The 24,348-nt window shown below is 43.6% G+C and carries 21 protein-coding genes and 1 pseudogene; 20 read left to right on the top strand and 2 right to left on the bottom strand.

The window, feature by feature from the left end; translation table 11 throughout:
• Positions 1 to 517: 517 nt before the first annotated feature.
• The 19 genes and pseudogenes from AM228_RS05935 (at position 518) to AM228_RS05840 (ending at position 21,511) form a co-directional block, all read left to right on the top strand.
• Positions 518 to 1,675: a KamA family radical SAM protein gene (locus AM228_RS05935; RefSeq protein ID WP_054465171.1), complete on the top strand. Its 1,158-nt coding sequence runs from the start codon at positions 518 to 520 to the stop codon at positions 1,673 to 1,675.
• 2 nt (positions 1,676 to 1,677) lie between these two features.
• Positions 1,678 to 2,670 carry an ATP-grasp domain-containing protein gene (locus AM228_RS05930; protein WP_054465170.1) on the top strand — a complete coding sequence of 331 codons (993 nt, stop codon included), beginning with the start codon at positions 1,678 to 1,680 and terminating at the stop codon, positions 2,668 to 2,670.
• Between the two features lie 492 nt (positions 2,671 to 3,162).
• Positions 3,163 to 4,326, top strand: a complete 1,164-nt coding sequence (locus AM228_RS05920) for a glycosyltransferase family 2 protein (RefSeq protein WP_082348758.1) — start codon at positions 3,163 to 3,165, stop codon at positions 4,324 to 4,326.
• 360 nt (positions 4,327 to 4,686) lie between these two features.
• Complete coding sequence (locus AM228_RS05915) at positions 4,687 to 5,919, top strand: DegT/DnrJ/EryC1/StrS aminotransferase family protein (protein ID WP_054465168.1); 1,233 nt, start codon at positions 4,687 to 4,689, stop codon at positions 5,917 to 5,919.
• Positions 5,920 to 6,132: 213 nt separating this feature from the next.
• Entirely contained in the window at positions 6,133 to 7,164 is a 1,032-nt protein-coding gene (locus AM228_RS05910; protein ID WP_054465167.1) for a Gfo/Idh/MocA family protein, read from the top strand.
• Positions 7,165 to 7,318: 154 nt separating this feature from the next.
• Positions 7,319 to 7,942, top strand: coding sequence for an acyltransferase (locus AM228_RS05905; RefSeq protein WP_054465166.1), 624 nt, complete (start codon positions 7,319 to 7,321; stop codon positions 7,940 to 7,942).
• Between the two features lie 36 nt (positions 7,943 to 7,978).
• Complete coding sequence (locus tag AM228_RS05900; RefSeq protein WP_072160678.1) at positions 7,979 to 9,343, top strand: NAD(P)/FAD-dependent oxidoreductase; 1,365 nt, start codon at positions 7,979 to 7,981, stop codon at positions 9,341 to 9,343.
• 30 nt (positions 9,344 to 9,373) lie between these two features.
• The gene (locus tag AM228_RS05895; protein ID WP_054465165.1) at positions 9,374 to 10,042 is read left to right on the top strand and encodes a class I SAM-dependent methyltransferase; all 669 of its coding nucleotides are present in this window, start codon (positions 9,374 to 9,376) and stop codon (positions 10,040 to 10,042) included.
• Between the two features lie 82 nt (positions 10,043 to 10,124).
• Positions 10,125 to 11,795, top strand: coding sequence for a glycosyltransferase family 39 protein (locus tag AM228_RS05890; RefSeq protein ID WP_054465164.1), 1,671 nt, complete (start codon positions 10,125 to 10,127; stop codon positions 11,793 to 11,795).
• Between the two features lie 193 nt (positions 11,796 to 11,988).
• Positions 11,989 to 13,599: a glycosyltransferase family 39 protein gene (locus AM228_RS05885; protein WP_054465163.1), complete on the top strand. Its 1,611-nt coding sequence runs from the start codon at positions 11,989 to 11,991 to the stop codon at positions 13,597 to 13,599.
• A gap of 241 nt (positions 13,600 to 13,840) precedes the next feature.
• On the top strand, positions 13,841 to 14,176 hold the full coding sequence (locus AM228_RS05880) for an acyl carrier protein (RefSeq protein WP_054465162.1): 336 nt from the start codon (positions 13,841 to 13,843) through the stop codon (positions 14,174 to 14,176).
• Between the two features lie 5 nt (positions 14,177 to 14,181).
• On the top strand, positions 14,182 to 14,880 hold the full coding sequence (locus AM228_RS05875; protein WP_054465161.1) for an SDR family NAD(P)-dependent oxidoreductase: 699 nt from the start codon (positions 14,182 to 14,184) through the stop codon (positions 14,878 to 14,880).
• 62 nt (positions 14,881 to 14,942) lie between these two features.
• Positions 14,943 to 15,443 (top strand): hypothetical protein, encoded by a 501-nt coding sequence (locus AM228_RS05870; protein WP_054465160.1) that lies wholly within the window; start codon positions 14,943 to 14,945, stop codon positions 15,441 to 15,443.
• A gap of 226 nt (positions 15,444 to 15,669) precedes the next feature.
• Positions 15,670 to 17,016: a fatty acid--CoA ligase family protein gene (locus AM228_RS05865; protein WP_054465159.1), complete on the top strand. Its 1,347-nt coding sequence runs from the start codon at positions 15,670 to 15,672 to the stop codon at positions 17,014 to 17,016.
• Between the two features lie 466 nt (positions 17,017 to 17,482).
• Positions 17,483 to 17,632, top strand: a pseudogene (locus AM228_RS36660) (DapH/DapD/GlmU-related protein); the annotation flags it as partial.
• 2 nt (positions 17,633 to 17,634) lie between these two features.
• Positions 17,635 to 18,648, top strand: a complete 1,014-nt coding sequence (locus AM228_RS05855) for a triacylglycerol lipase (RefSeq protein WP_054465157.1) — start codon at positions 17,635 to 17,637, stop codon at positions 18,646 to 18,648.
• The gene (locus AM228_RS05850; RefSeq protein WP_054465156.1) at positions 18,648 to 19,367 is read left to right on the top strand and encodes an N-acetyltransferase; all 720 of its coding nucleotides are present in this window, start codon (positions 18,648 to 18,650) and stop codon (positions 19,365 to 19,367) included. Before AM228_RS05855 ends, AM228_RS05850 begins: the two co-directional genes overlap by 1 nt.
• Position 19,368: 1 nt before the next feature.
• Positions 19,369 to 20,463, top strand: a complete 1,095-nt coding sequence (locus tag AM228_RS05845) for a lysylphosphatidylglycerol synthase transmembrane domain-containing protein (RefSeq protein ID WP_054465155.1) — start codon at positions 19,369 to 19,371, stop codon at positions 20,461 to 20,463.
• Between the two features lie 46 nt (positions 20,464 to 20,509).
• Complete coding sequence (locus tag AM228_RS05840; RefSeq protein WP_054465212.1) at positions 20,510 to 21,511, top strand: polysaccharide deacetylase family protein; 1,002 nt, start codon at positions 20,510 to 20,512, stop codon at positions 21,509 to 21,511.
• Between the two features lie 172 nt (positions 21,512 to 21,683).
• On the opposite strand, the gene AM228_RS05835 is transcribed toward AM228_RS05840, so the two are convergent.
• A complete protein-coding gene (locus AM228_RS05835; RefSeq protein WP_054465154.1) occupies positions 21,684 to 21,983 on the bottom strand; it encodes a 30S ribosomal protein PSRP-3 in 300 nt (99 codons plus the stop codon).
• 113 nt (positions 21,984 to 22,096) lie between these two features.
• On the opposite strand from AM228_RS05835, the gene AM228_RS05830 reads away from it, so the two are divergent.
• Positions 22,097 to 22,948, top strand: a complete 852-nt coding sequence (locus AM228_RS05830) for a TIGR01548 family HAD-type hydrolase (protein WP_231636643.1) — start codon at positions 22,097 to 22,099, stop codon at positions 22,946 to 22,948.
• Between the two features lie 592 nt (positions 22,949 to 23,540).
• Here the strand turns inward: AM228_RS05830 and AM228_RS05825 are convergent.
• Positions 23,541 to 24,347, bottom strand: a complete 807-nt coding sequence (locus AM228_RS05825; protein WP_369817678.1) for a tetratricopeptide repeat protein — start codon at positions 24,345 to 24,347, stop codon at positions 23,541 to 23,543.
• Between the last annotated feature and the right edge of the window lies 1 nt (position 24,348).

Here is a 24,348-nt window from a genome sequence, read left to right as displayed (position 1 = left end):
TACCTGAATGCTGATCTCTGGCATACAGCAGTATAGTAGACAACAAAGTAGGGGCGAGTTTGAAACCTGCCCCTACCCGACGTTGATCCCCCCAAACCCCCGATAAGCGCTCCAATCGGCTTTTTAGCCTGGGAAAGCAAGAAGTCTAATTAGTTTTTTAGGCGATATAGCATCAAGGGGATGTTTCCGCAAGTCTTTGATTATGTTTTGGTAAGGGAATGTTAATTAACAGTGATTTTAACCGGGCGATCGACAGATCCATTGAATATAATGAAATATAATGAAAAAATTATCTGCTGCCGGACTTTTTCAAAAAGTTTCCCAACGCTCTGGAGGTGTTTGCCGTTTTACCTGTACGGGTGGCTTCCGTGCTAAAAAATACAGACAAAAAGTTCAGTAAAGCGCAGAAACGTCTCAAATTTTCTGGCTTTTTTGGACTGGTAAGCTTTTTGGCTTGAATCTGACTCCCGAAACAAAAAACCTGAGCTAGTCAAAACTTAGCTAAAAACCACCAATCATGGAATCAAACACCGTAGTTGATCAACCTCTGATAGCAAAATCCAGGCGTGAGGAAATTTGCCATATTCTTGGGACATCCTTAGACCCAGAACAATGGAAAGATTGGCGCTGGCAAATGCGTCACCGGCTGACTAAATTAGAACATTTTCAGCAGTTGCTAAAGCTCACTCCATCAGAGGAACGAGGGCTAGAAAAAGCGCGGGATAAGTTTGCGGTGGCCGTAACGCCGCATTTTGCCGAGTTAATTGACCCTGATAATCCCCTTTGCCCAATTCGCTTGCAGGTAGTGCCACGAGAAGAAGAATTAGTCACCAGTTTAGGAGATATGGCCGATCCCTGCGGTGAGGATAATGATAGCGTGGTGCCTGGACTGGTACACCGTTATCCCGATCGCGTGTTACTGCTGGCTTTGGACTCTTGCGCGGCTTACTGCCGTTACTGCACGCGATCGCGCTTAGTCAGCCAAGGGGAGATGTATCCCCTGACACGGCGGATCGATGTCATAGTTGCTTACTTGCAAGAACATACTGAAGTCCGGGATGTGCTGATTTCTGGGGGGGATCCGCTGCTGATGTCTGATGAAGTTTTGGACAACTTGCTGGGACAGTTGCGGGCGATCGAACATATTGAATTTGTGCGGATCGGTTCCCGCGTTCCCAGTTTCTTACCCCAACGGATTACCCCGTCCCTTGTTTCCGTTTTGCGGAAGCATCGCGTGTGGCTTTCCTTGCACTTTTGTCATCGGAAAGAACTAACCGCTGAAGTCGCCACAGCTTGCGATTTACTGGCTGATGGTGGCATTCCTCTGGGCAGTCAAACGGTTCTGCTGAAAGGGGTGAATGATTCCGTAGCCGCACTGAAAAATCTGTTTCACGGTCTACTCAAACTGCGTGTACGCCCCTACTACCTCTACCAATGTGACCCGGTTGTGGGCACCGCACACCTACGGACGACGGTGCAAACCGGGATTGATTTGATCTCTCAACTGCGGGGTCATACGACGGGGTATGCAGTGCCCACATTCGTGATCGATGCACCGGGTGGTGGGGGCAAAGTCCCCATTTTCCCGGAAACCGTAATGGCTTACGAAAACAGCCAAACCATTGTACGGAATTGGGAAGGCCATCTCTACACTTATATAGATCCAGTGGAGTAACCATGAAGCTTTTGATTGGTTTGTGTTACGACCTGAAGGAAGACTATCTTAAAGCAGGTTTCAGTGCGATCGAGGTGATGGAATTTGACGATGAAGAAACGATCATTGGTCTGGAAGATGCTTTAAGCCATTTGGGTCATAATGTTGAACGGATCGGCAATGGCAGAGAACTAGCGCGGAGGCTAGTTGCAGGCGATCGCTGGGATTTGATTTTCAATCTGGCCGAAGGGGTTTGGGGTCGTTCCCGTGAAGCGCAAGTCCCCGCAGTCTGTGAATTATTTAATCAACCTTATACATTCTCGGATCCCCTGACTTGTGCCCTGGCCTTGGATAAGGCTTTGGCCAAGCGGGTAGTGCGCGATCGCGGTTTGCCCACCCCAGAATTTGAAATAGTGAATACCCCCGAAGAGGCAAGCACATTATCCTTACCCCTGCCCCTGTTCCTCAAACCCTTGGCCGAGGGCAGTTCCAAAGGTGTCACCAGCCATTCTTTCATCAACGACCAAGAAGCGTTAGTCCCAGCCTGCGAAGAATTGCTGGCACAATTTCACCAGCCGGTACTCGTAGAAACTTTTCTCCCCGGCAGGGAAGTCACTGTGGGTATTGTCGGCAATGGCAGCACTGCGGGGGTGCTGGCTGTCATGGAAGTCATCTTTACTGACAAAGCCGACGCGGTAGGATATACCGCCCTGAATAAAGGCGAATATCTAGAACGGGTATCTTATCGTCTCGTCACTGATGAAGAACCAGTGGCAGCACAGGCCAACCAACTGGCTTTAAATGTCTACCATGCGCTGGGTTGCCGGGACACCGCCCGCGTTGATTTGCGCTGTGATGCCAGAGGGGTTTGGCATTTTCTAGAGGTTAATCCATTGCCAGGGCTAAACCATATCCGTTCAGATTTGCCAATTATGGCGGATCTTGCTGGTCTGTCTTACCCGCAATTGATTGGCAAGATTGTTGACAGTGCATGGCAACGGTGGCAAGAGCATTAACCATAAATTTAGTAGCGCGTCTTAGTAGCGCGTCCAGACTAAAATTATGGGTCGTAGTGGCAATTCACGAGTGGCAATTCACGAATTGCCACTACACTCACAGAATTGATCAATGCCCCCTAAATAATAGACAATTCTGGCAGAATTCTCGCTCATCTCCCCGAAGATCGGGGGGTTGGGAGGATCGATCCAGAATTTTGCCAGAATTGTCTAATAAATCTGTAAAATTTTGTAACGAGTTGCCAATTTGGCAACATAATCTCCTGATTCGAGGGTTTCATAGACTGAGAAAGACGTACTTATTTCACAATCCAGGTCAAGGCTTGGTTTTCAGGGCATTAAAAACCGGGCTGTTCATTGAGTTTTGGCTCATCAGGTCAGAAAAAATGAGCAAAAACCCGGTTTTTCTGACTACGGAAGTCGCAGGGCAGTGCAGCGAACTGTTGCATCATCTCAAGATTGCTATCTATATAGATTGAAACAGGTGAAATTATGTTAAAATCTCTCCCATATCCCGTGACAAATCCTTCGATTAAACCCCCAAGTCAATCACCGCTCATTCAATCATATAAAACCAATTGGTGGAGAGATCCACAAAAACAAAAACCCCTAGTTTCATTAATTGTGCCTGGGTACAACGAAGCGGCGATCGTGGAACAAAATCTCACTATTCTCTGCGAGTATATGGAATCTCTCCAGGATACCTATGACTGGGAAATTGTGGTGATTAATGATGGCAGTTTGGATGAGACCGGAGAACTGGCGGAAGCCTTTGCAAGTACCAGAGAAAATGTGTATGTTTTACATCATATCACCAATTTCGGACTCGGCCAAGCCCTTAAATTTGGCTTTAATTACTGTCATGGGGATTATGTTGTCGTCATCGATTTGGATCTGAGTTATGCTCCAGAACATATCGAAAGACTTCTCAGCAAAATGCGAGAAACTCTGGCGAAAATTGTCGTAGCTTCTCCTTATATAGAAGGAGGAAATATTTCTAATGTTCCTTGGGCTAGGAAAAAATTAAGTATCTGGGCTAACCGATTTTTATCCGCGACTTCTAAGGGAGAATTAGCCACAGTCACCGGCATGGTGCGAGCTTATGATGGGCAGTTTTTGCGATCGCTAAATTTGCGTTCCATGAGCATGGATATCAATCCAGAAATTATCTATAAAGCCAGAATTTTACGAGCGAGAATTGAAGAGATACCGGCTCACTTAAACTGGCGAGTGGAGCGCACCGTGAAGAAGCCGAAAAGACGATCTAGCATGAGGATTTGGCGGCAAATTTGGTCGGTTTTATTCTCTGGATTTATTTCTCGACCTGTGATATTTTTCTTAATTCCAGGCTTATTCTTGTTTGGCTTTTCTTGTTTAGCGAATGCTTGGGTACTCATTCATACTTTTACCAATTATCAAAACTTACCGGCTGATTGGTTTCTGGATCGCTTTTCCGATGCGGTCGCTGGGGCTTTTCACCAGGCGCCGCACACCTTTATTATTGGTGGCATGACTTTGATGTTGGCAATTCAGTTAGTAAGCTTGGGAATTATTTCCATGCAAACCAAAAGCAATTTTGAAGAAATGTTTTACCTAGGAACAGCGATTTATAAATTAAATAAGCAAAATAAGCAAGAATTGAATAAAAAACATTAAAAAAGTCCCAGAACATCACTAACCCGGTTTCTTCAACAAGCCGGTTTTTTTGGCTGACTTGAATACCAGGAAGCTGGTTTTTTTAAAAATAACGGGTTTTTCCCAAAGGTTTTCCAAAAATATGCCAATTTGGCAACACGGATTTAGAAAAATAGTGTTTCATAGAAATATCTGGCGTTCCCATCAATGGCGATCGCTGTTGAGTCTAAAAAATCTGTCAATTTAGCAAAACCCAGCCAAAAATTAAGTTGGCTATTGCCGATTGATTCAACGGATTTTTTATACTTTTTTTAATAATCAAAAAAATCAAAAAGCAATCAAATTAATTTACACCGATTTAAAACCTAGGAGTTTGACATCATGGTTGCAGAAATTACCAAACAAAAAACTATCACATTACCTTCCGATCAAGAAGCTTCTGGTAGAACCCTGGGCGATGAAGAAATCGCCTTGGTCGCTGAGGCGATCCGCAGTGGAACTTTGACCAGCACCAAAGGAAATTTTGTTAAAGAATTAGAACAAAAATTTGCCGATCGCCTGGGGGTAAAACACGCTTACGCTTGTGCCTCTGGAACCGCAGCCATTCATGTAGCGGTAGCGGCGATCGATCCAGAACCCGGAGATGAAATTGTCACCACTTCCATCACCGATATGGGAGGCTTAACTCCGATTATTTATCAAGGAGCAATTCCCGTTTTTGCCGATGTTGATCCGAAAACTTGGAATGTGACCGCAGAAACCATTGAGCCTTGTTTAAGCGATCGCACCAAAGCCATCATCGTCACTCATTTATTCGGCAATCCTTGCAACATGAGCGAGATTATTGAACTCGCGAAATCTCGCAATATTCCCGTGATTGAAGACTGTGCTCAGGCTTACGGTGCCAAACATAATCATCAGCACGTTGGCACTCTGGGAACCATTGGTTGTTTCAGTTTACAACAAGGTAAACATATTACTACTGGGGAAGGTGGATTTGTTGTCACCAACGATGACGCTTTAGCCCGTCGGATGTACTTATTTATCAACAAAGCTTGGGGTTACGGAGATCCAAATCCAGACCACTACTTTTTAGCCCTAAATTATCGCATCAGCGAATTACAAGGGGCTGTTGCGGTTGCCCAACTCAAGAAATTAGATGGAGTGATTTCCAGTCGCATCACCACCGCCAACAAACTGACAGAAAAATTGCAAGATATTGCCGGAATTGAAACCCCTTGGGCTGATCCGCGTAACATTCACACTTACTGGAAATATTGTCTACGGGTTGACAGTGAAGTCATTCCCAATGGCCCCGTAGGATTAGCGAAACTACTAAAAGAAAAAGGCATTTTCTCAGCGCCTCGATATATCCAGAAACCTGCTTTTATGTGCGAAATTTTCCAAAAACAACGCACCTTTGGGAATTCTCGCTATCCCTTTACCTTAGCCCGACCCGAAGCCGTTGACTACGATCGCGCCCGATTTGCCGGTACTTTTGCCGGATTAGAAAGCGTGCTCGTATTACCTTGGAACGAGCGTTACACCAACGATCATGTTGACTATATTGCCAGCGAAATTCTCAACGCGGTGGAATTACTGGTAAATCGCTAATTAAGGTTAGTTATTTCACCAATAGCCAAGGGGCTCATCCCAGTATAATCGGGGCGAAGCATTGCGGCGATTAAGTGATCGTTAAGCATCTTAAATTACGGAATGGTTTGCCCCAAAAAAACCGGGCTAATCGCCGATAGTTTTCAACAAATTAATCTCGATTAGCTATTAGCAACTCAGCATAAATTTTTAATAAAAAACAGGTTAATCATTATGACGACAAAAACTAAATTTGGACTGGTTGGGGCAGGGGCGATCGCCCAAGCTTATGCTCAAGCATTTGAAGCCAGTGAAACCGCTGAACTTGTGGGAGTTGCCGATCTGAGAACCGAAGCTGCCCAAGCCCTCGGCGAAAGATTAGGATGCCCCAGTTACGAATCATATCAAGCAATGGGTGAAGCGTCAGAACTCGACGCAGTAATTATCTGCACCCCTCCTGTCACCCATGAGGCAATTGCCATACATTTTTTAGAAAGTCAGATTCCTGTTTTGTGCGAAAAACCCCTGAGTATTGACCTTGCAAGTGCTCGGAGAATGGTGGATGCAGCGCAAAAAGCCGGAGTAAAACTCACAATGGCTTCAAAATTCCGCTACGTCGAAGATGTCATCAAAGCAAAAAGCATTGTATCTTCGGGAATTTTAGGGGAAATTGTCTTATTTGAAAATGCTTTTACCTCGCGGGTTGATATGTCATCTCGTTGGAATGCCAAACCAGAAATTTCTGGGGGCGGGGTGTTAATTGATAACGGCACTCACTCCATTGATATTATGCGCTATTTCCTCGGAAGATTGGCAGAAGTACAGGTAGTCGAAGCCAAACGAATTCAAGGTTTGCCAGTTGAAGATACGGTGCGTATCTTTGCTAAAAGTGTCAGCGGTGTTGTCGGCAATATCGATCTTTCTTGGAGTATCAACAAAGAACTCGATTACTATATCCGAATTTACGGTTCTCAAGGAACAATTTCTGTCGGCTGGCAAGAATCTAAATACCGTCAAAGTTATAGTAAAGATTGGATTAAATTTGGCAATGGCTACGACAAAGTACAGGCATTCCGCAGTCAAATTGAAAATTTTGCTAAAGGCATTAAAGATGAAGAAAATCTGTTAATTAATCACGAAGATGCTCTGGCATCTGTAGAAGTAATTGAAGCCGCTTATGCAGCACTAGAAAACAGCAAGTGGACAAAAGTCGGACATCAAGAAAATATTAAATTCAGAATCGATCGCTTGCAATCAGCAGCTTAATTTTCACCTGTTTATGGTGGGCTATGCCCACCAACATTCCCTAGGGGTAAATACCCACCATATCTGATGGATCAACCATCAATCCTAAAGCGTAATTATTGTTTGGATAAAAATCAGAAAAAAATTATCCTTGAGTAACCCATGAGGTTTTGATATGACGGTTAAAATTCATCCCACAGCCAACATTGAATTAGGGGTGACAATTGGCGAAAAAACATCTATCTGGGACAATGTGCATATTCGTCACTCCACTCAAATTGGCGAAGAATGTATTATTGGGGAAAAAAGTTATATTGCTTATGGGGTGACGATTGGCGATCGCGTGAAAATAAACGCTTTTGTCTATATTTGCACCGCTGTCACCATAGAAGATGGAGTGATGATTTCAGCCTCAACTACCTTTACTAATGACCGCTTTCCCAGAGCCACCACTTCAGATTTAAAACAGTTAAGAACCTCCGATCCCGATGACCATACTTTGCCAACTCTGGTCAAAGAAGGAGCAACCATTGGTGCCGGTTGTACCATTGGTAATAACCTGGAAATTGGTCGTTTTGCGATGATTGGCATGGGGTCTTTGGTGACTAAATCAATCCCGGATTTTCATCTGGCAATTGGCCATCCAGCGAAGTCCATTGGTTGCGTGTGTCGCTGTGGAGAACCTTTGCTTCGTTTCACCCATGAAACAGAACAATTTGACGAGGTTACTTGTTCTGTTTGCGGATTAAAATACTCTGTAAAACATCAAGTGGTGACAGAACTTACTCCTCCCGTTTGAAATGATTACAAGACCGGAAAAGTAGGAGCATAACCGATGAGCGATCGCAATTTATCATCTACCATAAAAAATCCCCAGATAGAACATCCCAAAACAGAAAGTTGGGCAATTATCGGTGGTGGGATGCTGGGCATGACTTTAGCCCATCGTCTGGTGCAACAAGGCAAAAATGTCACCTTATTTGAAAGTGCCAATTATTTAGGTGGATTGGCAAGTGCTTGGCAACTGGGTGATTTAGTTTGGGATCGCCATTATCATGTCACCTTGTTGTCAGATACTTATTTAAAAAATCTGTTAGATGAACTGGGTTTAGCCGCCGAAATGCAATGGGTGGAAACTCGCACCGGCTTATATACCAATGGCAAGTTATATTCGATTTCTAATAGTATCGAATTTCTTCGAGATTTTCCCCTAGGGTTACTCGGTAAAATCCGCTTTGCTTTAACCATTCTCTATGGGTCAAAAATTAAAAATTGGCAAAAACTAGAAAAAATATCTGTGAGTGATTGGCTAATCCGCTGGTCGGGCAAGTCGGTGTTTGAGAAAATTTGGTTGCCCCTACTGCGATCGAAGCTGGGAGAGAACTATAAAATCGCGTCTGCTTCCTTTATTTGGGCAATTATTGCCCGACTATATGCGGCCCGTCGTACCGGATTGAAAAAAGAAATGTTTGGCTATGTTCCCGGTGGATATGCCAAAATTATCGATCGCTTTGCCCAAGTTTTAGCGGCAGAAAATGTTAAGATAGAACTCGGTCATCGGGTGACAAGAATTGAGCGATTTAACCAAGGCATCAAGATTCAGTTTGACAATGGGCATGAAGCAAGGTGCGATCGCGTAATTGTCACCTGCGCTGCCCCAATTGCCGCGCAAATTTGCCCGGACTTAACCGCTGATGAAATCAATCGACTCAAAGCCATTCAATATCAGGGAATTATTTGTGCTTCTCTGCTATTGAAGAAGCCTTTATCTGACTTCTATGTCACCAACATTACTGAGGACTGGGTTCCCTTTACCGGGGTAATTGAAATGTCCGCCTTAGTCGATCTCCAAAACTTCCACGGCAATGCTTTGGTTTACCTGCCGAAATATGTCACCCAAAACGACCCGGATTTTGCTTTATCTGATTCAGAAATTAAAGCAAAATTCATTCAAGGTCTGCAAAGGATGTATCCGGAGTTTGACCCCAGGGACATCCTCTGTTTCCAAGTCTCGAAAGTCCGGTATGTCCTGGCAATTTCTACCCTAAATTACTCAGAAATGTTGCCGCAAATTAACACCTCTATCCCCGGATTACATATTATCAACACCGCGCATATTCTCAACGGCACATTGAATGTGAATGAAACCATTCAGCTTGCGGAAAAAGTAAGTCAACAGCTTTTTACTCTGCCTATTTAACCTTGAAAACCACCACAAGGAGGTGAATATATGAACCAGCTATCTTCCATAAAACTTTTACCACCAGAGACCTTGTTAAAAACTGGTGCCGTCGATCATGCTGATTGGAACTATCGACCTATTTTAGGCTGGATTCAACGTCAAAGATTTAATCTGATTATATCTTTGTTGGCCAAAGAAAGGGTCAATCGACTTTTAGAAGTCGGTTATGGCAGTGGTGTCTTTATGCCTGAATTAAGCGATCGCTGTCGGGAACTGTACGGAATTGATATTCACCAAAAACAAGCATCAGTGAATAAAGTTTTGGCCGAATTTAATATTTCAGCAAAACTTTATTCGGGTAGTGCCACATTACTCCCATTTAAAAATAATTTTTTTGACTGTTTAGTGGCCGTTAGCAGTCTTGAATTTATTGATAATTTAGATGCAGCTTCTCAGGAAATGCAGCGAGTTCTCAAGCCGGGAGGTTCTCTAGTTGTTGTGACTCCAGGTGCTTCAAAAATTGTGGATATCGGATTAAAACTTCTTACGGGAAAAAGTGCGAAAAATGACTATGGCGATCGCCGTCAATCATTAATTCCTACTTTGCTGAAATATTTTACCATTCAACAAAAAACTACCGTACCTAGATTTGACAGTGGTCTGTTCTGTCTTTACACTGGCTTAAAACTTTGCCCTCGTCTTAAGAAGAAAATTTAACCGATCGCTCCCGACTAAGATCAATCACAATCCCTGAAAAATTAACAATTTTATCCTTAGCTAAAAAAATCGGTAGTTTTATATGAAAAACACGATAAAAATCAGATTAACGACTAATGAAAATTGGCAATTTTTGCCTAATTCATTTAAGTTTTTATTAGTTGTAGTTTTAGCGATCGGCATTTTTTTTAGGTTTGCTAACCTGGAGCAAAAAATTTACTGGGGCGATGAAGCTTTTACTTCTCTGTGGATTTCTGGTCATACATCAACGGAGTTAATGGCCAGTCTTTTTACCGGGGAAATTATTCAAGTTGAAGACTTCCAAAAATATCAGGGTATTTTTCCGGGAAATAACGTCATTGATACCGTGAATGCTCTAGCAAAAGATACTCCTTTGATGCCACCACTGTACTTTGCCCTGGTGCGCTGTTGGGTGGGAGTTTTTGGTGACTCGATCGCCGCTATAAGAGCGCTTTCTGCTGTGATTAGTTTATTCGTATTTCCAGCGATCTATTGGCTATGTTGGGAATTGTTTAATTCATCATTAGTCGGATGGATTGTGATCGCCCTTACCGCTGTATGTCCTTATCAAGTTTTATACGCCCAAGAAGCGAGACCATATATCTTATGGGCAGTGACAATTTTACTTTCTAGTGCCTGTTTACTCCGAGCCATCAGGATTAATAAACCGCTCAATTGGGGCATATATGCGATCGCTTTGACTGCCAGTCTATACACGCATCTATTTTCTGTATTTGTGGCCGTCGGGCAGGGAATTTATCTTCTCATAATTCACCGGTTTCGCTTGAATAAAATATCGATCAACTATTTGCTATCTTCTTTGGCAGCAGTCCTCTTATTTTTCCCTTGGTTTTTATGCATCATAAAATTTCAACAGTATTATCCAGATAGTTCTGGTGCTTCTATTTTTACTTTATCCAAGCGCTTAATCGGTTTGTTTACTCGATGCTTTATCGATTTCGGATCGGATTATTCAGACTCAGTTATAACACTTATTATAATGACGATAATGAGCAGTATTATTATTATACTAATTGGTTATAGCTTTTGGTTTTTAATTTTTCATAATCCTGTGAAAATATGGGGTTTTGTGCTTCTGTCGAGTCTGCCAATCCTGCCTCTAGCCGTTTTGAGGGATTTAATCAAAGTATCTCAAGTGCTTCTAACCAGTCCAAGATATTTGTTTCCGGTTATTTTATATGTACAAATATCTGTGGCTTATTTGATATATATTTGGCTTCAAGGCAATCAAACAAATCATAAAAAATACCGAATTGTTTTCGTATCATTAATTGCATCAGGTATATTATCTTCTGCCGTTAGCTTGCCAGCCGAAACTTGGTGGAATAAGCCAATCCCAATTCAATATCCTCGAATTGTCGAGAAGATAAATCAATCTCAAAATGCCCTCATTATTAGTGATAGTTACTTATGGGCGATGTGGAATTTAATTTACTATCCTAACTTGGATACTTCAAATCTACAGTTTCAATTGTTTACCCCCGAAACCCTAGAAATGTTTGACTTTGCTCAAAACATTAACATGAAATCAAGAGTTACTGGGAAGAATACAGCCAGGGACGATGAAAATCAAAAAATATTTTTATTCTGGCCATCTAAGGAGTTGATTAATAAATTAAAAAATACTCATAATTGGGCTGTTGAATCTGTAAAAAATGTAAATTTTTTATGGAATGTTACATCTCTAAGCCAGAAAAATAATATATCCTAAAGTGAATCAAAAATATTGTCTTACTTTACCCCTGTCTGAAGTATGGGTGAGATTTATATCCTAATAAACGGATATATTTTCTAGATACATTCGTCATAAAAAATCAAGGCAATTTTCAACACAATAAACAAAAAATGCGATTTTTATAAATAAAATTTGGTCTGATTTTAGACCGAGGATAACTATGAAAACAATGAATATTTTTTTAAATAATCATTGCCAAATTAACCCTAAATGGCTAAGATTTATCATTATCTCCGCTTTAGCAATCGGCATTTTTTTTAGATTTGCTAACCTGGAGCAAAAAATTTATTGGGGCGATGAAGCTTTTACTTCTCTGTGGATTTCTGGTCATACATCAACGGAGTTAATGGCCAGTCTTTTTACCGGGGAAATTATTCAAGTTGAAGACTTCCAAAAATATCAGGGTATTTTTCCGGGAAATAACGTCATTGATACCGTGAATGCTCTAGCAAAAGATACTCCTTTGATGCCACCACTGTACTTTGCCCTGGTGCGCTGTTGGGTGGGAGTTTTTGGTGACTCGATCGCCGCTATAAGAGCGCTTTCTGCTGTGATTAGTTTATTCGTATTTCCAGCGATCTATTGGCTATGTTGGGAATTGTTTAATTCATCATTAGTCGGATGGATTGCGATCGCCCTTACCGCTGTATGTCCTTATCAAGTTTTATACGCCCAAGAAGCGAGACCATATATCTTATGGGCAGTGACAATTTTACTTTCTAGTGCCTGTTTACTCCGAGCCATCAGGATTAATAAACCGCTCAATTGGGGCATATATGCGATCGCTTTGACTGCCAGTCTATACACACATCTATTTTCTGTATTTGTGGCCGTCGGGCATGGAATTTATCTTCTGATCTTAGAACGGTTTCGACTGAGTAAAATCTTGATGGCTTATTTGATAGCATCTGTTGGGGGGATGTTGGCGTTTTCTCCCTGGATTTTATTGATCCTAAAATTTCAAGAGTATTATCGAGAGCAACCCGGGGCTTCTATCTTTGTTATAGCCAAGCGCTTAATCGGGATTCTGCCTAGAATTATTATCGATTTCGGCTCTGGCTATTCAGACTCGGTTCTGAAAATTTCTGTGATGCTGATCTTAAATTCCCTCGTCTTGGCATTTATCTGCTATGCTTTTTGGGTGACTATTTGTAAAAATCCTCTAAAAATTTCCGCCTTTTTGGTAATTTTTACCTGGTTTATCTTACTGGTGACAGTGTTCAGAGATTTAAATTCAACTTCTGGAGTTCTACTAACCAACAAAAGATATTTGTTTCCGGTTGTTATGGGTATAGAAATATCCATAGCGGATTTTTTATCCTACCAACTAAGTCAGAAAAAAATCCCTCAAAGGCTCTGTCATATTATTTTATTAGGATTGATTGCATCAGGAATTTTATCTGGGGCGATTAGTCTGCCGTCAAAAACTTGGTGGAATAAGGAGGTTGGCAATGACTATACTGAAATTGTGGAGCAAATAAATCAATATCAAAATCCAGTTGTAATCAGCGACACGAAATTGTGGGTAATCTGGAATTTAATTTACTATCATAAATTGGACAAATCAAAGTTAAAATTGCAGTTGTTTACTCCCAAAACTCTTCATATGTTTAACCCTGAAAAAACTGACGCAAATATTTCTGATACCAGCACCGTAGACTATGGGAATAGCGATTTACTTTTATTTTATCCCTCTCCAGGATTAATTGCTAAATTTGAAGCCTCTAGTGATGGAAAATTGGCATCTGTAAATAAGTTAAGATTATGGTCACTTAAATAATTATTAGCTCAAAAATAATTAAAATTCAACCCAGCGACCTGCCTGGGCTATGGCAATTGAAAAATCGCGATCGCTTGAGTCAGTCAAGTACCAAATTGCAAAAAAAGTAAATTTTTGTAACATAATGCCAAACTGGCAACACAGCTAGATGAATCGGGTTTTTCATAGGGATATAGAAATTTTCAGCGATTCGTCGGCAAGGCGATCGCAGTTCACCGACTCACCCGAAAAGGAGTAATCCATGAGTAATCAACCCTTGACCACATTGGAGAAATCTACTATAACTTCGGAAATTGTCTCCCTAATTTTGGCCAATGTTCGGGACATTGCCGAGGAACAAGATATAGAAATTTCTGATAATTTAGACGAAAATACTCCGCTGTTTGGTAAGCACGGCTTATTTGATTCCTTGGGACTGGTCTCCCTGGTGGTCGCGGTGGAAGAAGCGATCGCCGATAAATATGGAGTTACTGTGAGTCTCGCGGATGAAAAAGCCATGTCCCAAAAGCACAGCCCCTATCGTAATATCAGTTCTCTAGCTGAATATGCCAGTAGTTTAATTCCTACGGAAACGTAAATAATATGGATCATCCGATTACTTTGATTACCGGAACTCGCAAAGGAATTGGCAAATTTTTAGCCGAACACTATGTCGCCCAAGGACATCATGTCATTGGTTGCAGTCGCGGGGAAATCGATTGGAAATTAGACGGTTATATTCATTACGTCGCGGATGTTGCGGATGAAAAAGCGGTTCAGGCAATTTTTGCCGATTTACGCCAAACTTATGGTCGGCTAGATCATTTAATTAATAATGCGGGAATGGCTTCTATGAATCATTCTTTGCTCACTCCCGTTTCCACAGTTCACAAACTGTTAGATACGAATGTGGTCGGCACTTTTCTCTTTTGTCGAGAAGCGGCTAAATTAATGAAAAAAAATAAGTATGGTCGCATCGTGAATTTCACCACGATCGCCGTACCCCTGAAATTAGCAGGAGAAGCGATTTATGTGGCATCAAAAGCAGCAGTGCTTTCTTTAACGGAAGTTTTAGCCAGAGAATTTGCGGAATTTGGCATTACGGTTAATTCCGTGGGTCCCGTACCCATTGAGACGGATTTAATTCGGGCTGTCCCGAAAGAAAAAATTGACCAGTTACTTGCCAAACAAGCGATTCACCGTTTGGGAACCTGTGAAGATGTGGCTAATGTGATTGACTTTTATCTCAAAAAAGAAAGTGGCTTAGTTACAGGTCAAAATCTGTTTTTAGGGGGCGTCTAATTTTTGAGATTATCATTGATTATTGAACGGTTTCTCATTGTTAATTACTGGAGAAGCTGAAGATGAGTAAAATCATTTTTTCCTCGGTGCTGAATAGTGATTATTATGATGATTTAGAAAAGCTGATGTTTTTCAACCCCCAACAAGAAAAAGTCAGAAATGAGGTAATTTCAGCGGTAGAACGCTATGGTCAACCGAAAATTTACCGGGATGGCGATCGCCTGAGAATTGGGGTGGGTTCTTTCTCAATGGTGCAAGCATTATTTGCCCTGAATGGTCAAAAAGCCGATCGGCAATTGCTGGGGATGATTGCTTATATGCGCGAAAATCCTGACAATATGGCGATTTTGCATATCGTGGTGCGAGAAGACTATTCTGCGGTGGGGATTCATGGTAATGAAATGTTACTAATGCACTTAATCGATCGCGTCAGGGAAATTGCCGCCAAAATTAAAGGCATAAGTTGCGTAACCCTTGCCTATAAATCAGAAAAAATTACCAAAATTCCGGTCAAACATCGAATGGCTGAATCAGGAATTACGCATGAAATCGGTAGGGTGTGAAAGCGCAAAGCGTAACGTACCAATATCCCATATAAGTAGACGGGCAGAAATAACCACAGACCCAATGAGAAAAAAACTGTCATTCCCGCGAAGGCGGGAATCCACAGCCTATCGGCGGGGAAAGAAAAGTGAAATTAATTATGTTCACCTACTTATAGAGTCGTTGCGTAAGTCATAAGGATGTTTGAAATAAATTAATTTAACCAAAAATTATGGAGGTTTTTAAGTGTATATTGACTTTTTAATTGACATATTTAATCGCCATCGAGAACAAGAGGCGCTCGTCTGGCGAAACCAGCTATTTTCCTACGATTGGCTGTTAAATGCGATCGCCGATTGGCGCGAAAAACTTAGGGGAATTGAAGGGTTAGTGGTCAGCTTGGAAGCAGATTTTTCGCCCAACGCGATCGCCTTGTTGTTAGTTTTAATCGAACAGAACTGCATCATTGTTCCCCTGAGTAGTTCTGTAGACATGAAAAAAGCGGAATTTCGGGAAATTGCTGAGGTAGAAAAAATCATTAAAGTCAGTGATTTAGAAGCAGTGGAAATTGAGGAAACGCCCATCACTGCCACTCACGAACTTTTGCTAAAACTGAAACAGCAAAGCAGACCGGGACTGATTCTCTTTTCCTCCGGTTCTACGGGAAAAAGTAAAGCGACCGTCCATGATTTTGTGCCGCTGTTAGAAAAATTTAAAGAACCACGCCAATTTTTACGCACCCTGACTTTTTTACTCTTCGATCATATCGGCGGAATTAATACCTTATTTTATAGTTTAGCCAATGGGGGATTAGTGGTTAGTATTGAAGATAGGTCGCCGGATGTAGTTTGCCAAGCCATTGAAAAATACAAGCTAGAATTATTGCCCACTTCACCCACTTTTATTAATTTAATATTGTTGAGTGAAGCATACAAACGCTATGATCTTTCTAGTCTTAAGCTGGTGACTTATGGCACGGAAGTCATGGCAGAAACCACCTTAAAACGATTTAACCAACTATTTCCCAATGTTAGATTATTACAAACCTATGGATTATCAGAAATTGGCATTATGCGATCAAAGTCAAAATCTTCTGATTCTTTGTGGGTAAAAGTTGGGGGCGAAGGATTTGAAACTCGCATCGTGGATGGTCAGCTAGAAATTAAAGCAAAATCCGCCATGTTGGGCTACATGAATGCACCGAGTCCTTTTACGGAAGATGGCTGGTTAAAAACTGGTGATGCGGTAGAAGTTGACGGAGAATATATTAGATTTTTAGGCCGAAAATCAGAAATGATTAATGTGGGTGGGGAAAAAGTTTACCCCGCAGAAGTCGAAAGTGTTCTTCAGTTAATGGACGGAGTGGACGATGTGGCCGTTTGCGCGGAAAAAAACCCAATTACCGGGCAAATTGTTAAGGCCAAAGTTAAACTAAGTACCAATGAAAGCCTCCCAGAATTTAGAAAACGAATGTGGAGTTTTTGTCAAAAAACAATGCCTAAATTTAAAATTCCCCAAAAAGTCGTTTTGGCAAATGATTGGATGCATAGCGAACGGTTTAAGAAAATGAGGAGGGACATTGAAACTGGTTGAACCAATTGTCAGCGATCGCTATACCCCAGTGGAATATCACCAGTTTTCCCAGCCCAAAAATCTCCGTATAGCGATGAAAATTGCAGGGATACTTTCTTGGCCATTAGTATTACCTTTAGCCTGGTTATCTCGAAAATCGGATTTTATCTTTCGCACGGTTTCTGAATTGTTAGCAATTGTCCCTTATTTATTCGGGGTAATTATCCGATATGAGTTCTACCGCTGGACTTTAACCTGGTGTGGGAAAAATGTGGCGATCGGCTTTGGCACAATATTGACTTATCGCAATATTAAAATCGGCAGCAATGTCAATATTGGCAACCATATTACGATTCATTATTGCGATATTGGGTCTTATGTTTTGATTGCCGACGGTTGCCAACTTTTGAGTGGTTCCCGCTATCACAATTTCGATCGCACCGACATTCCCATCGCCTTACAAGGTGGCCAACTACGGCGAATTCAAATTGGCGATGACTGCTGGATCGGGGCCAATGCAGTGGTGATGAACGATATCGGTCAAGGGAGTGTGGTTGGGGCGGGGGCGGTTGTCACCAAGGCCGTAGAACCTTATACCGTTGTAGCGGGAAATCCGGCAAAACCAATCAGGAGTCGTTTATGAATCCCATGAATCAAATCCAAGCCTCAACCGAGGGTAGGGTGGGCAAAATTTTGCCCACCCTACGGATAGCGATCGCCTGTATTCTCAGCACGATCCTCGGCTGTGCTTCCAAAGCCAACATTTCCCCTCCCTTTGAAGCGGGGGCAAAGGGGTATTCCCCAACCCCGAAATCGACTAACGACTTTCCTGACTATTCTCGTACCCCGGTGCTATTTGTCCACGGTTCCGGCTTAAGTTCAAGCACATGGCAGCCCATGATCAAACATCTGCAAGAAATTGGTTATCCATCGGCATATCTTTACGCCGTGGAGATCCAGCCCAATGATGGGGCAAACGATCGCGCCGCCGAAACCTTCATTGCCCCTGCGGTGGAGTCGATGTTGGCCAAAGCCCAGGCAGCCGCCAGAGATGCCGCCAAACAAAAATCTAACGTCCCAAAAAATATCGAACCGATACCCGTGAAGGTGGATATCGTAGCGCACAGTATGGGGGCGGTAAGCAGTCGCTGGTACATCGCCAAACTGCATCCAGAACGGGTACGCACTTGGATTTCCCTTGCCGGGGCTAATCATGGCACCAATGCCCTCTGCGGTTATTCCGGAGCAGGGAATCAACAAATGTGTCCAGCCTTTGCCACTTCTGCGGAGGACAGTCCCTTGCAGGTGGCACTCAATGGCACCCCCTGCGCCCCGATTGATGAAACTCCCTTCGGACTGGGAGTTGATTCCCCAGAAGTCAAAACCATTCCCCCAGACACAGACCGAGAGATTTTATATCTCTCCGTGCGAATTGAACCCGATGGTTGGATTAAACCAGAAAATAGTGCCGTAATTGATGGGGCTGGAGGACTGCCCATCCCCATCCCTGCGGGAGTCCCGGTGCAAGAAACCAGTCCCGGCAACTACTTATTTCAAGGTCGCGTCGGCCACGATCCCCTGCCCCAAGACCCGGATCTAATTCGTCTGGTAGCCAGTATGCTTAGTGTCCGCGACGGACAGGAGAGGCGTTAATGAGTATCTCTTACCAACTTGTTCCCTTTGATCGAAACACCCCTGCACCCGTGCAAGTTCTCGCTCGACTGCATCAAGAGCTAATCCCCAGTAGCCCAATTGTCTTATTGGGTAAGGGATTTATGGAGCAATTTTACTATCATATATTGCCCCGCGAGGGTTTAATTTGTGGTGCCGTGGCCTATATCGACGGTCAACCCGCCGGATTTATCGTCGCCACACCAGACTCAGCCCGGTTTATGAGAATTGGCCTCCGACGCCATTGGTGGCGATTAATCTGGATCATTGGCACTTCGGTGCTGCGGGAACCTAAGCGACTGGCGGCGATTTGGGAAGCATGGCAAATTATGAGGAGTAGGGGTCAATGGCCATTGACCCCTACTGGTGAAGCAGAAGCACTGGAGGGAGAACTGCTTTCTTTTGGGGTACTGCCTGCTTACCGAAATCCAAAATTTATTAGACAATCTGGTTTACAAATTTCCCAGGATCTTTTCAACCGGGCTGTAAGCCAGATTCAAGAGGCAGGAATTTGCCAAATTCGAGCGATCGTTGACGCGGACAATACTCCCGCCAAACTGTTTTATCACGGATTGGGATGGCATCTCGATCGCACCCAAGTCCCTGGTTGGCGACTTCCCAGTGTGGATTTTGTCTGGCGAAACACGGCAAAAGCAGATCCGGCGCAACCAAGCTTTCAAGCTTTAAACAAGGGGAACTGATATGAAAGAAAAACAAGATTCCCTGAAAAAAAGAGAGACTTCCGTTCGTCGCTGGCTATACGGACTATTGGGTCTAATCATCACCATTGTCTTTTTAGTCTGGGCATTACGGGGTGTATCCCCAGGGGTGGTATGGCAAGCGGTGCAACAATCCCAAGGAGAATGGGTGCTGCTGGGGTTAATCACCTTTATCAGTTCCTTTTCCATTCGGGCAAGACGTTGGGGCACCTTGCTGGGGGCACACCACGACCCAGGGTCCTTTAAAATCCGTCAATCTGCGGTGTTCATTGGCTTTGCCGGTAATGCTATTCTCCCAGCCCATGCGGGAGAGGTGATTCGTTCTTTAATTCTGCACCGATTTGGCGGCGTTCCTTTGGGGGCAGCCCTGGGAAGCATCTTCGCCGAACGGTTGCTGGATGCGGTGGTCGCCTTTCTCTTATTATTAATTGCCCTGTTGTCCGTGACCCAAGCTAGTCACCTTGGGGCCGTACAACCGGGAAATTTCTCCTCTTTGCCCGTTGGCTGGATCGCGCTGGTGTTAGCGATCGCCTGTGTAATGTTCTTATCCGCCGCTAGATGGCCTTTGGCGATCGCGGAATTCGTCGGCAAAGTTAGCCGAGTCGTCGGTCTGGGTCGCCATGCCCCCCGAATTGAGGCGATCGTCCGCAGTCTACTCAGTGGACTCGAAGCCCTCCGCTATCCTCAACGGGGCATTATGGCGGTGATGGAGAGTTTCTGTATTTGGGGCATGACCGGCATGACCTACTGGTTCCTGATGTTGGCCTTTGGCATTAATACCCCCGGCCCAATGGGGGCTTTGTTCGTCCAAGGGGTTGTGGCATTAGCGATCGCCATTCCCTCGTCCCCCGGTTACTTAGGCCCATTTGAAGCCGCCATCAGATTCGGACTGGGACTCTACGCCATTCCCCCAGATGCGATCGTGGCTTTTGCCATCACCCTGAGAATTCTCATGTTCTTCAGTCTCACCGCGATCGGATTTTTCCTCGCCACCCGGTTGGGTCTATCTTGGCATGACTTCATCCAAAGCAAAAACGACCAAAAAGCGGGTGTTTTCACCAAATCTGGATCTGGGTGAGGAGGCAAAAATTACGAAGAGAAACCCCATTCCTGAGATTAAAACCATGAACAAAAATAAAAATAAGCAACAAAATAACAAACCCTACGCCAGCTTATCCCTAGACCTGGATAACAAATGGTCATATATGAAAACTCACGGCGATCGCGGCTGGGAAACCTTCCCCTCCTACTTGGATATTGTTGTGCCTCGGTTCCTGGAATTTCTCAAAGCCAGAAATCAGACCATTACTGTCTTTATTGTCGGTCAAGATGCGGCATTGAAAAAAAACCACCAAGCCCTAAAAGCGATCGCCGATGCAGGCCATGAAATTGGCAATCATTCCTTTAATCACGAACCGTGGTTACATCTTTATTCCGAGGCAGAAATTGAACAAGAAATTGTCATAGCCCAACAGCAGATTAAGCAAGTCACGGGCAAACGTCCCATTGGATTTCGCGGCCCTGGTTTCAGTATTTCCCAAAACACTTTACAGGTTTTGAAAAGACAAGGCTATGAATATGATGCCTCAACTTTCCCCACTTTTCTCGGCCCGCTTGCCCGGGCTTATTATTTCCTCACCACCAAATTAGACCCGGAAGAACAACGCAAACGCAAAGCATTATTTGGCAGTCTCGCCGAAGGATTTCGACCCTTAAAACCCTATCATTGGCATCTGGATGCCGGGGAAATTGTGGAAATTCCTGTCACTACTATGCCCATTTTTAAAGTGCCAATTCATGTCAGCTATATTCTCTATCTGAGTCAATTTTCAACGGGGTTAGCCTTACTTTATTTTCGGATAGCCATGTTGTTATGCCGCTTAACCGGAGTGCAACCGTCTTTATTGCTTCATCCTTTGGATTTTCTTGGTTATGATGATGCCCCAGAGTTGGCATTTTTCCCGGCGATGAAACTGCCCTCGGCAAAGAAAATAGAAATCCTCAGTCAAGTGCTTAATTTAATGTCCGATCGCTTCACAATTGTGACGATGCAGCAGTATGCTCGCGAAGTATCGCAAAAAGCGAATCTGCCCCTGGTGCAGCCAAATTTTCAACATAATTGTTGATTGTTGATTGTTGATTGTTGATTGTTGATTGTTGTTTGTTGTTTGTTGTTTGTTCAGCAACCACCAACCACCAAGCACCAACCACCAACCACCAAAAAAATAATCAGCGGATGTCCCCCTATTTTCAATTACCAAGGGATATCCGCTGTAAAAAGATTCTCGGAAAGCTAGATCAACTGCTACCAGTAAATTGAAGTTCTGGAAATTTACCTTGAGCAGAGGATAAAGGAAGCCGTCTGCCTTCTTCTTGCCAATAGTTAATTACTTCTGTAGCTTTATTGAGTAACTCGACGCGATCGACTTCGGCGATCCAGTGCTTGCCTTCGAGTTCATTCTTCAGTTCTTCCCAGGCATCATTGCGAGGCCAAAAGAAGTAACGAGTTAATGGACTGGTGCCTTGACCAACAACTTGATCTACCGCAAGGGCTACGTTGTCCTCTAGCCAGAGAACCTTTAGAATGAATTTTGACAATCAAACCTCCCGGACAATGCGGTGACTATTTTACAAATGTACAATTCTCTATTGTACAACAATTTTTGTGAATAGCGCAGTTATACAGCAATTATTTTTTTGGGAGGAAATCAGTGAGCGGGGAATCAACTAGAGGCGACCGGGCGATCGCGATCGCGGTTTTTGATATCGATGGGGTGGTCAGGGACGTGAGTGGGTCATACCGACGGGCGATCGCGGATACCGTGGAACACTTCACCGCCGCCAAATACCGCCCGACATACCGCCCCACCCCTGGGGATATCGACCAACTCAAATCAGAAGGCATCTGGAATAATGACTGGGAAGCTTCCCAAGAATTAATCTATCGCTATTTTGAACGGCAAGGTCAAAGCCGTGGGGAAATAAATCTTGACTTTGAAACCTTAGTGGCATTTTTTCAATCCCGGTATCGCGGCACCGACCCGGTGAACATGAATGGCTACATCACCCAAGAACCTTTACTATTACAACCCAGTTACTTAGCCAGTCTCACAAATGCGGGAATTCCTTGGGGATTTTTTAGTGGGGCAATGCGGGCAGAAGTTGCTTATGTGCTAGAAGGGGCGTTAGGGCTGGAAAATCCCGTGGTTGTAGCGATGGAAGATGCCCCCGGAAAGCCCGACCCCACCGGACTTTTTGCCGTTTTAGCCCAACTGCAACAACAGTATCCCATCTCAAAAACGACTCCAGTGATCTATGTCGGCGATACGGTGGCGGATATGTGGACGGTGCAGAAAGCTAAGGAACAACAAGGCGATTCCCGCAGGGATCCGCTGGCGCGGAATCGCTTTTGGGTCGGGGTGGGAGTCTTGCCCCCTCATGTCACGAGCGATCGCCGGGAAGCCTATATTCAAAACCTAGAAAAAGCGGGCGCCGCTGTGGTCCTGAGCAACGTCCAAGAATTAACCCCAGAATTAATTCAAAAATTAGTTATTGGTTGTTAGTTATTGGGTAGGGATTCTTTCGTTGTTAGTTGTTAGTTATTGGTTGTTGCTTGTTAGTTGTTCGTGGTCGAATTTTCAGAACTAATAACTAACAACTAATAACCAATAACAATAGACTTGTTACTTTCCCAGGCTAAAAAGCCTATAAGGGTTTTAATGGTGGGGGGTATCAATCCATTATTTTGCAAAAGCTTCAATAATTTCTTATTCAGCTTACCGATTTTCCAAAAGTCTCAACATGAAATAAAATAGCAGATCGCACATCATTGAGATCCTCTTGATATGTATCCCCTTGACCGACTACAACTCCCTTGATACCTAAAGGATAGGCAACATAACCATCAGGGTGTTTTTATACAATAATTTTGCTATTTTTCATCGTTTATTCTATTAAAAAAACAACGAAATTGACTGGAATTGGATTTAGTTGGTTGTTGTTTGTTAATTGTTGGTTGTTAATTGTTTTTTGTTGTTTGTTCCAGATTATTCCATTGGTAGGGTGGGCAAAATTTTGCCCACCCTACTAATAACGAACAACGAACAACGAACAACCAACAACAACCAACAACCAACAACCAACAACCAACAACAATTACTTAATTTCAATAAATTTTTGCAAAGCGGCGACCATTGCCGGAGGCCAACGGCGAATCTGACTCACCCAAGTGAGGTCTTGGTAACGGCGATCTAATCCTGCTGCTGCCACCCAGTTACTTTCGGCTTCGCCAATTTTGCCTTCTGACCACAGGGCGGCGCTAAGGGCTGCCCGCATATCGGCAAATTTGGGGTATTTGCGGACTAAGTTTTTCATCTGCCGCAAGGCTTCGGACTTTTCCCCAAGCTGATACAGGGCCAGGGCATAGTTTGCGCGGGCAAAGGCATATTCGGGGGCTAATTCACTGGCTTTTTCATAGTCAGCCACAGCCGCTTGCCATTGTCCTAAACCCGCTTCCGCATTGCCTCGGTTATTGTAGGCTGCGGGATCTTCGGGGTTGAGTTCTAGGACATGGTTATAGTCCGCGATCGCCTCTTCATAGCGCCCCAACCCTTCCCACGCGGTGCCCCGGTTGAGATAGGCATCCGGGGCATTGGGATAAAGTTCTATAGACTTGTTATAGTCCGCGATCGCCTCTGCCAACTTATTCTGGCTAACCCTAGAATTGCCTCGGTTACTCCAAATTGCCGGATTTTCGGGAAACATTTGTAAAATTTCCGTCCAATAAGCCTCTGCCGTGGCAAAGTCTCCGGCATTAGTCGCGGACATAGCTTGACTGACCAACTCTTCCGCTTGAATAATTTGGGTTTCGGTGGTGGGATTTTCTGATTTGGCCATTACCGGCACTATATTTACCAGCCAAATCCCCACAGTAACAATCAGTACACACAATAACCTTAAAATC

The organism is Planktothricoides sp. SR001 (assembly GCF_001276715.1).
Classification (GTDB): Bacteria; Cyanobacteriota; Cyanobacteriia; order Cyanobacteriales; family Laspinemataceae; genus Planktothricoides; species Planktothricoides raciborskii.
The sequence above is the reverse complement of the archived record's forward strand: the minus strand, read 5'-3'. Positions and strand labels throughout refer to the sequence as shown.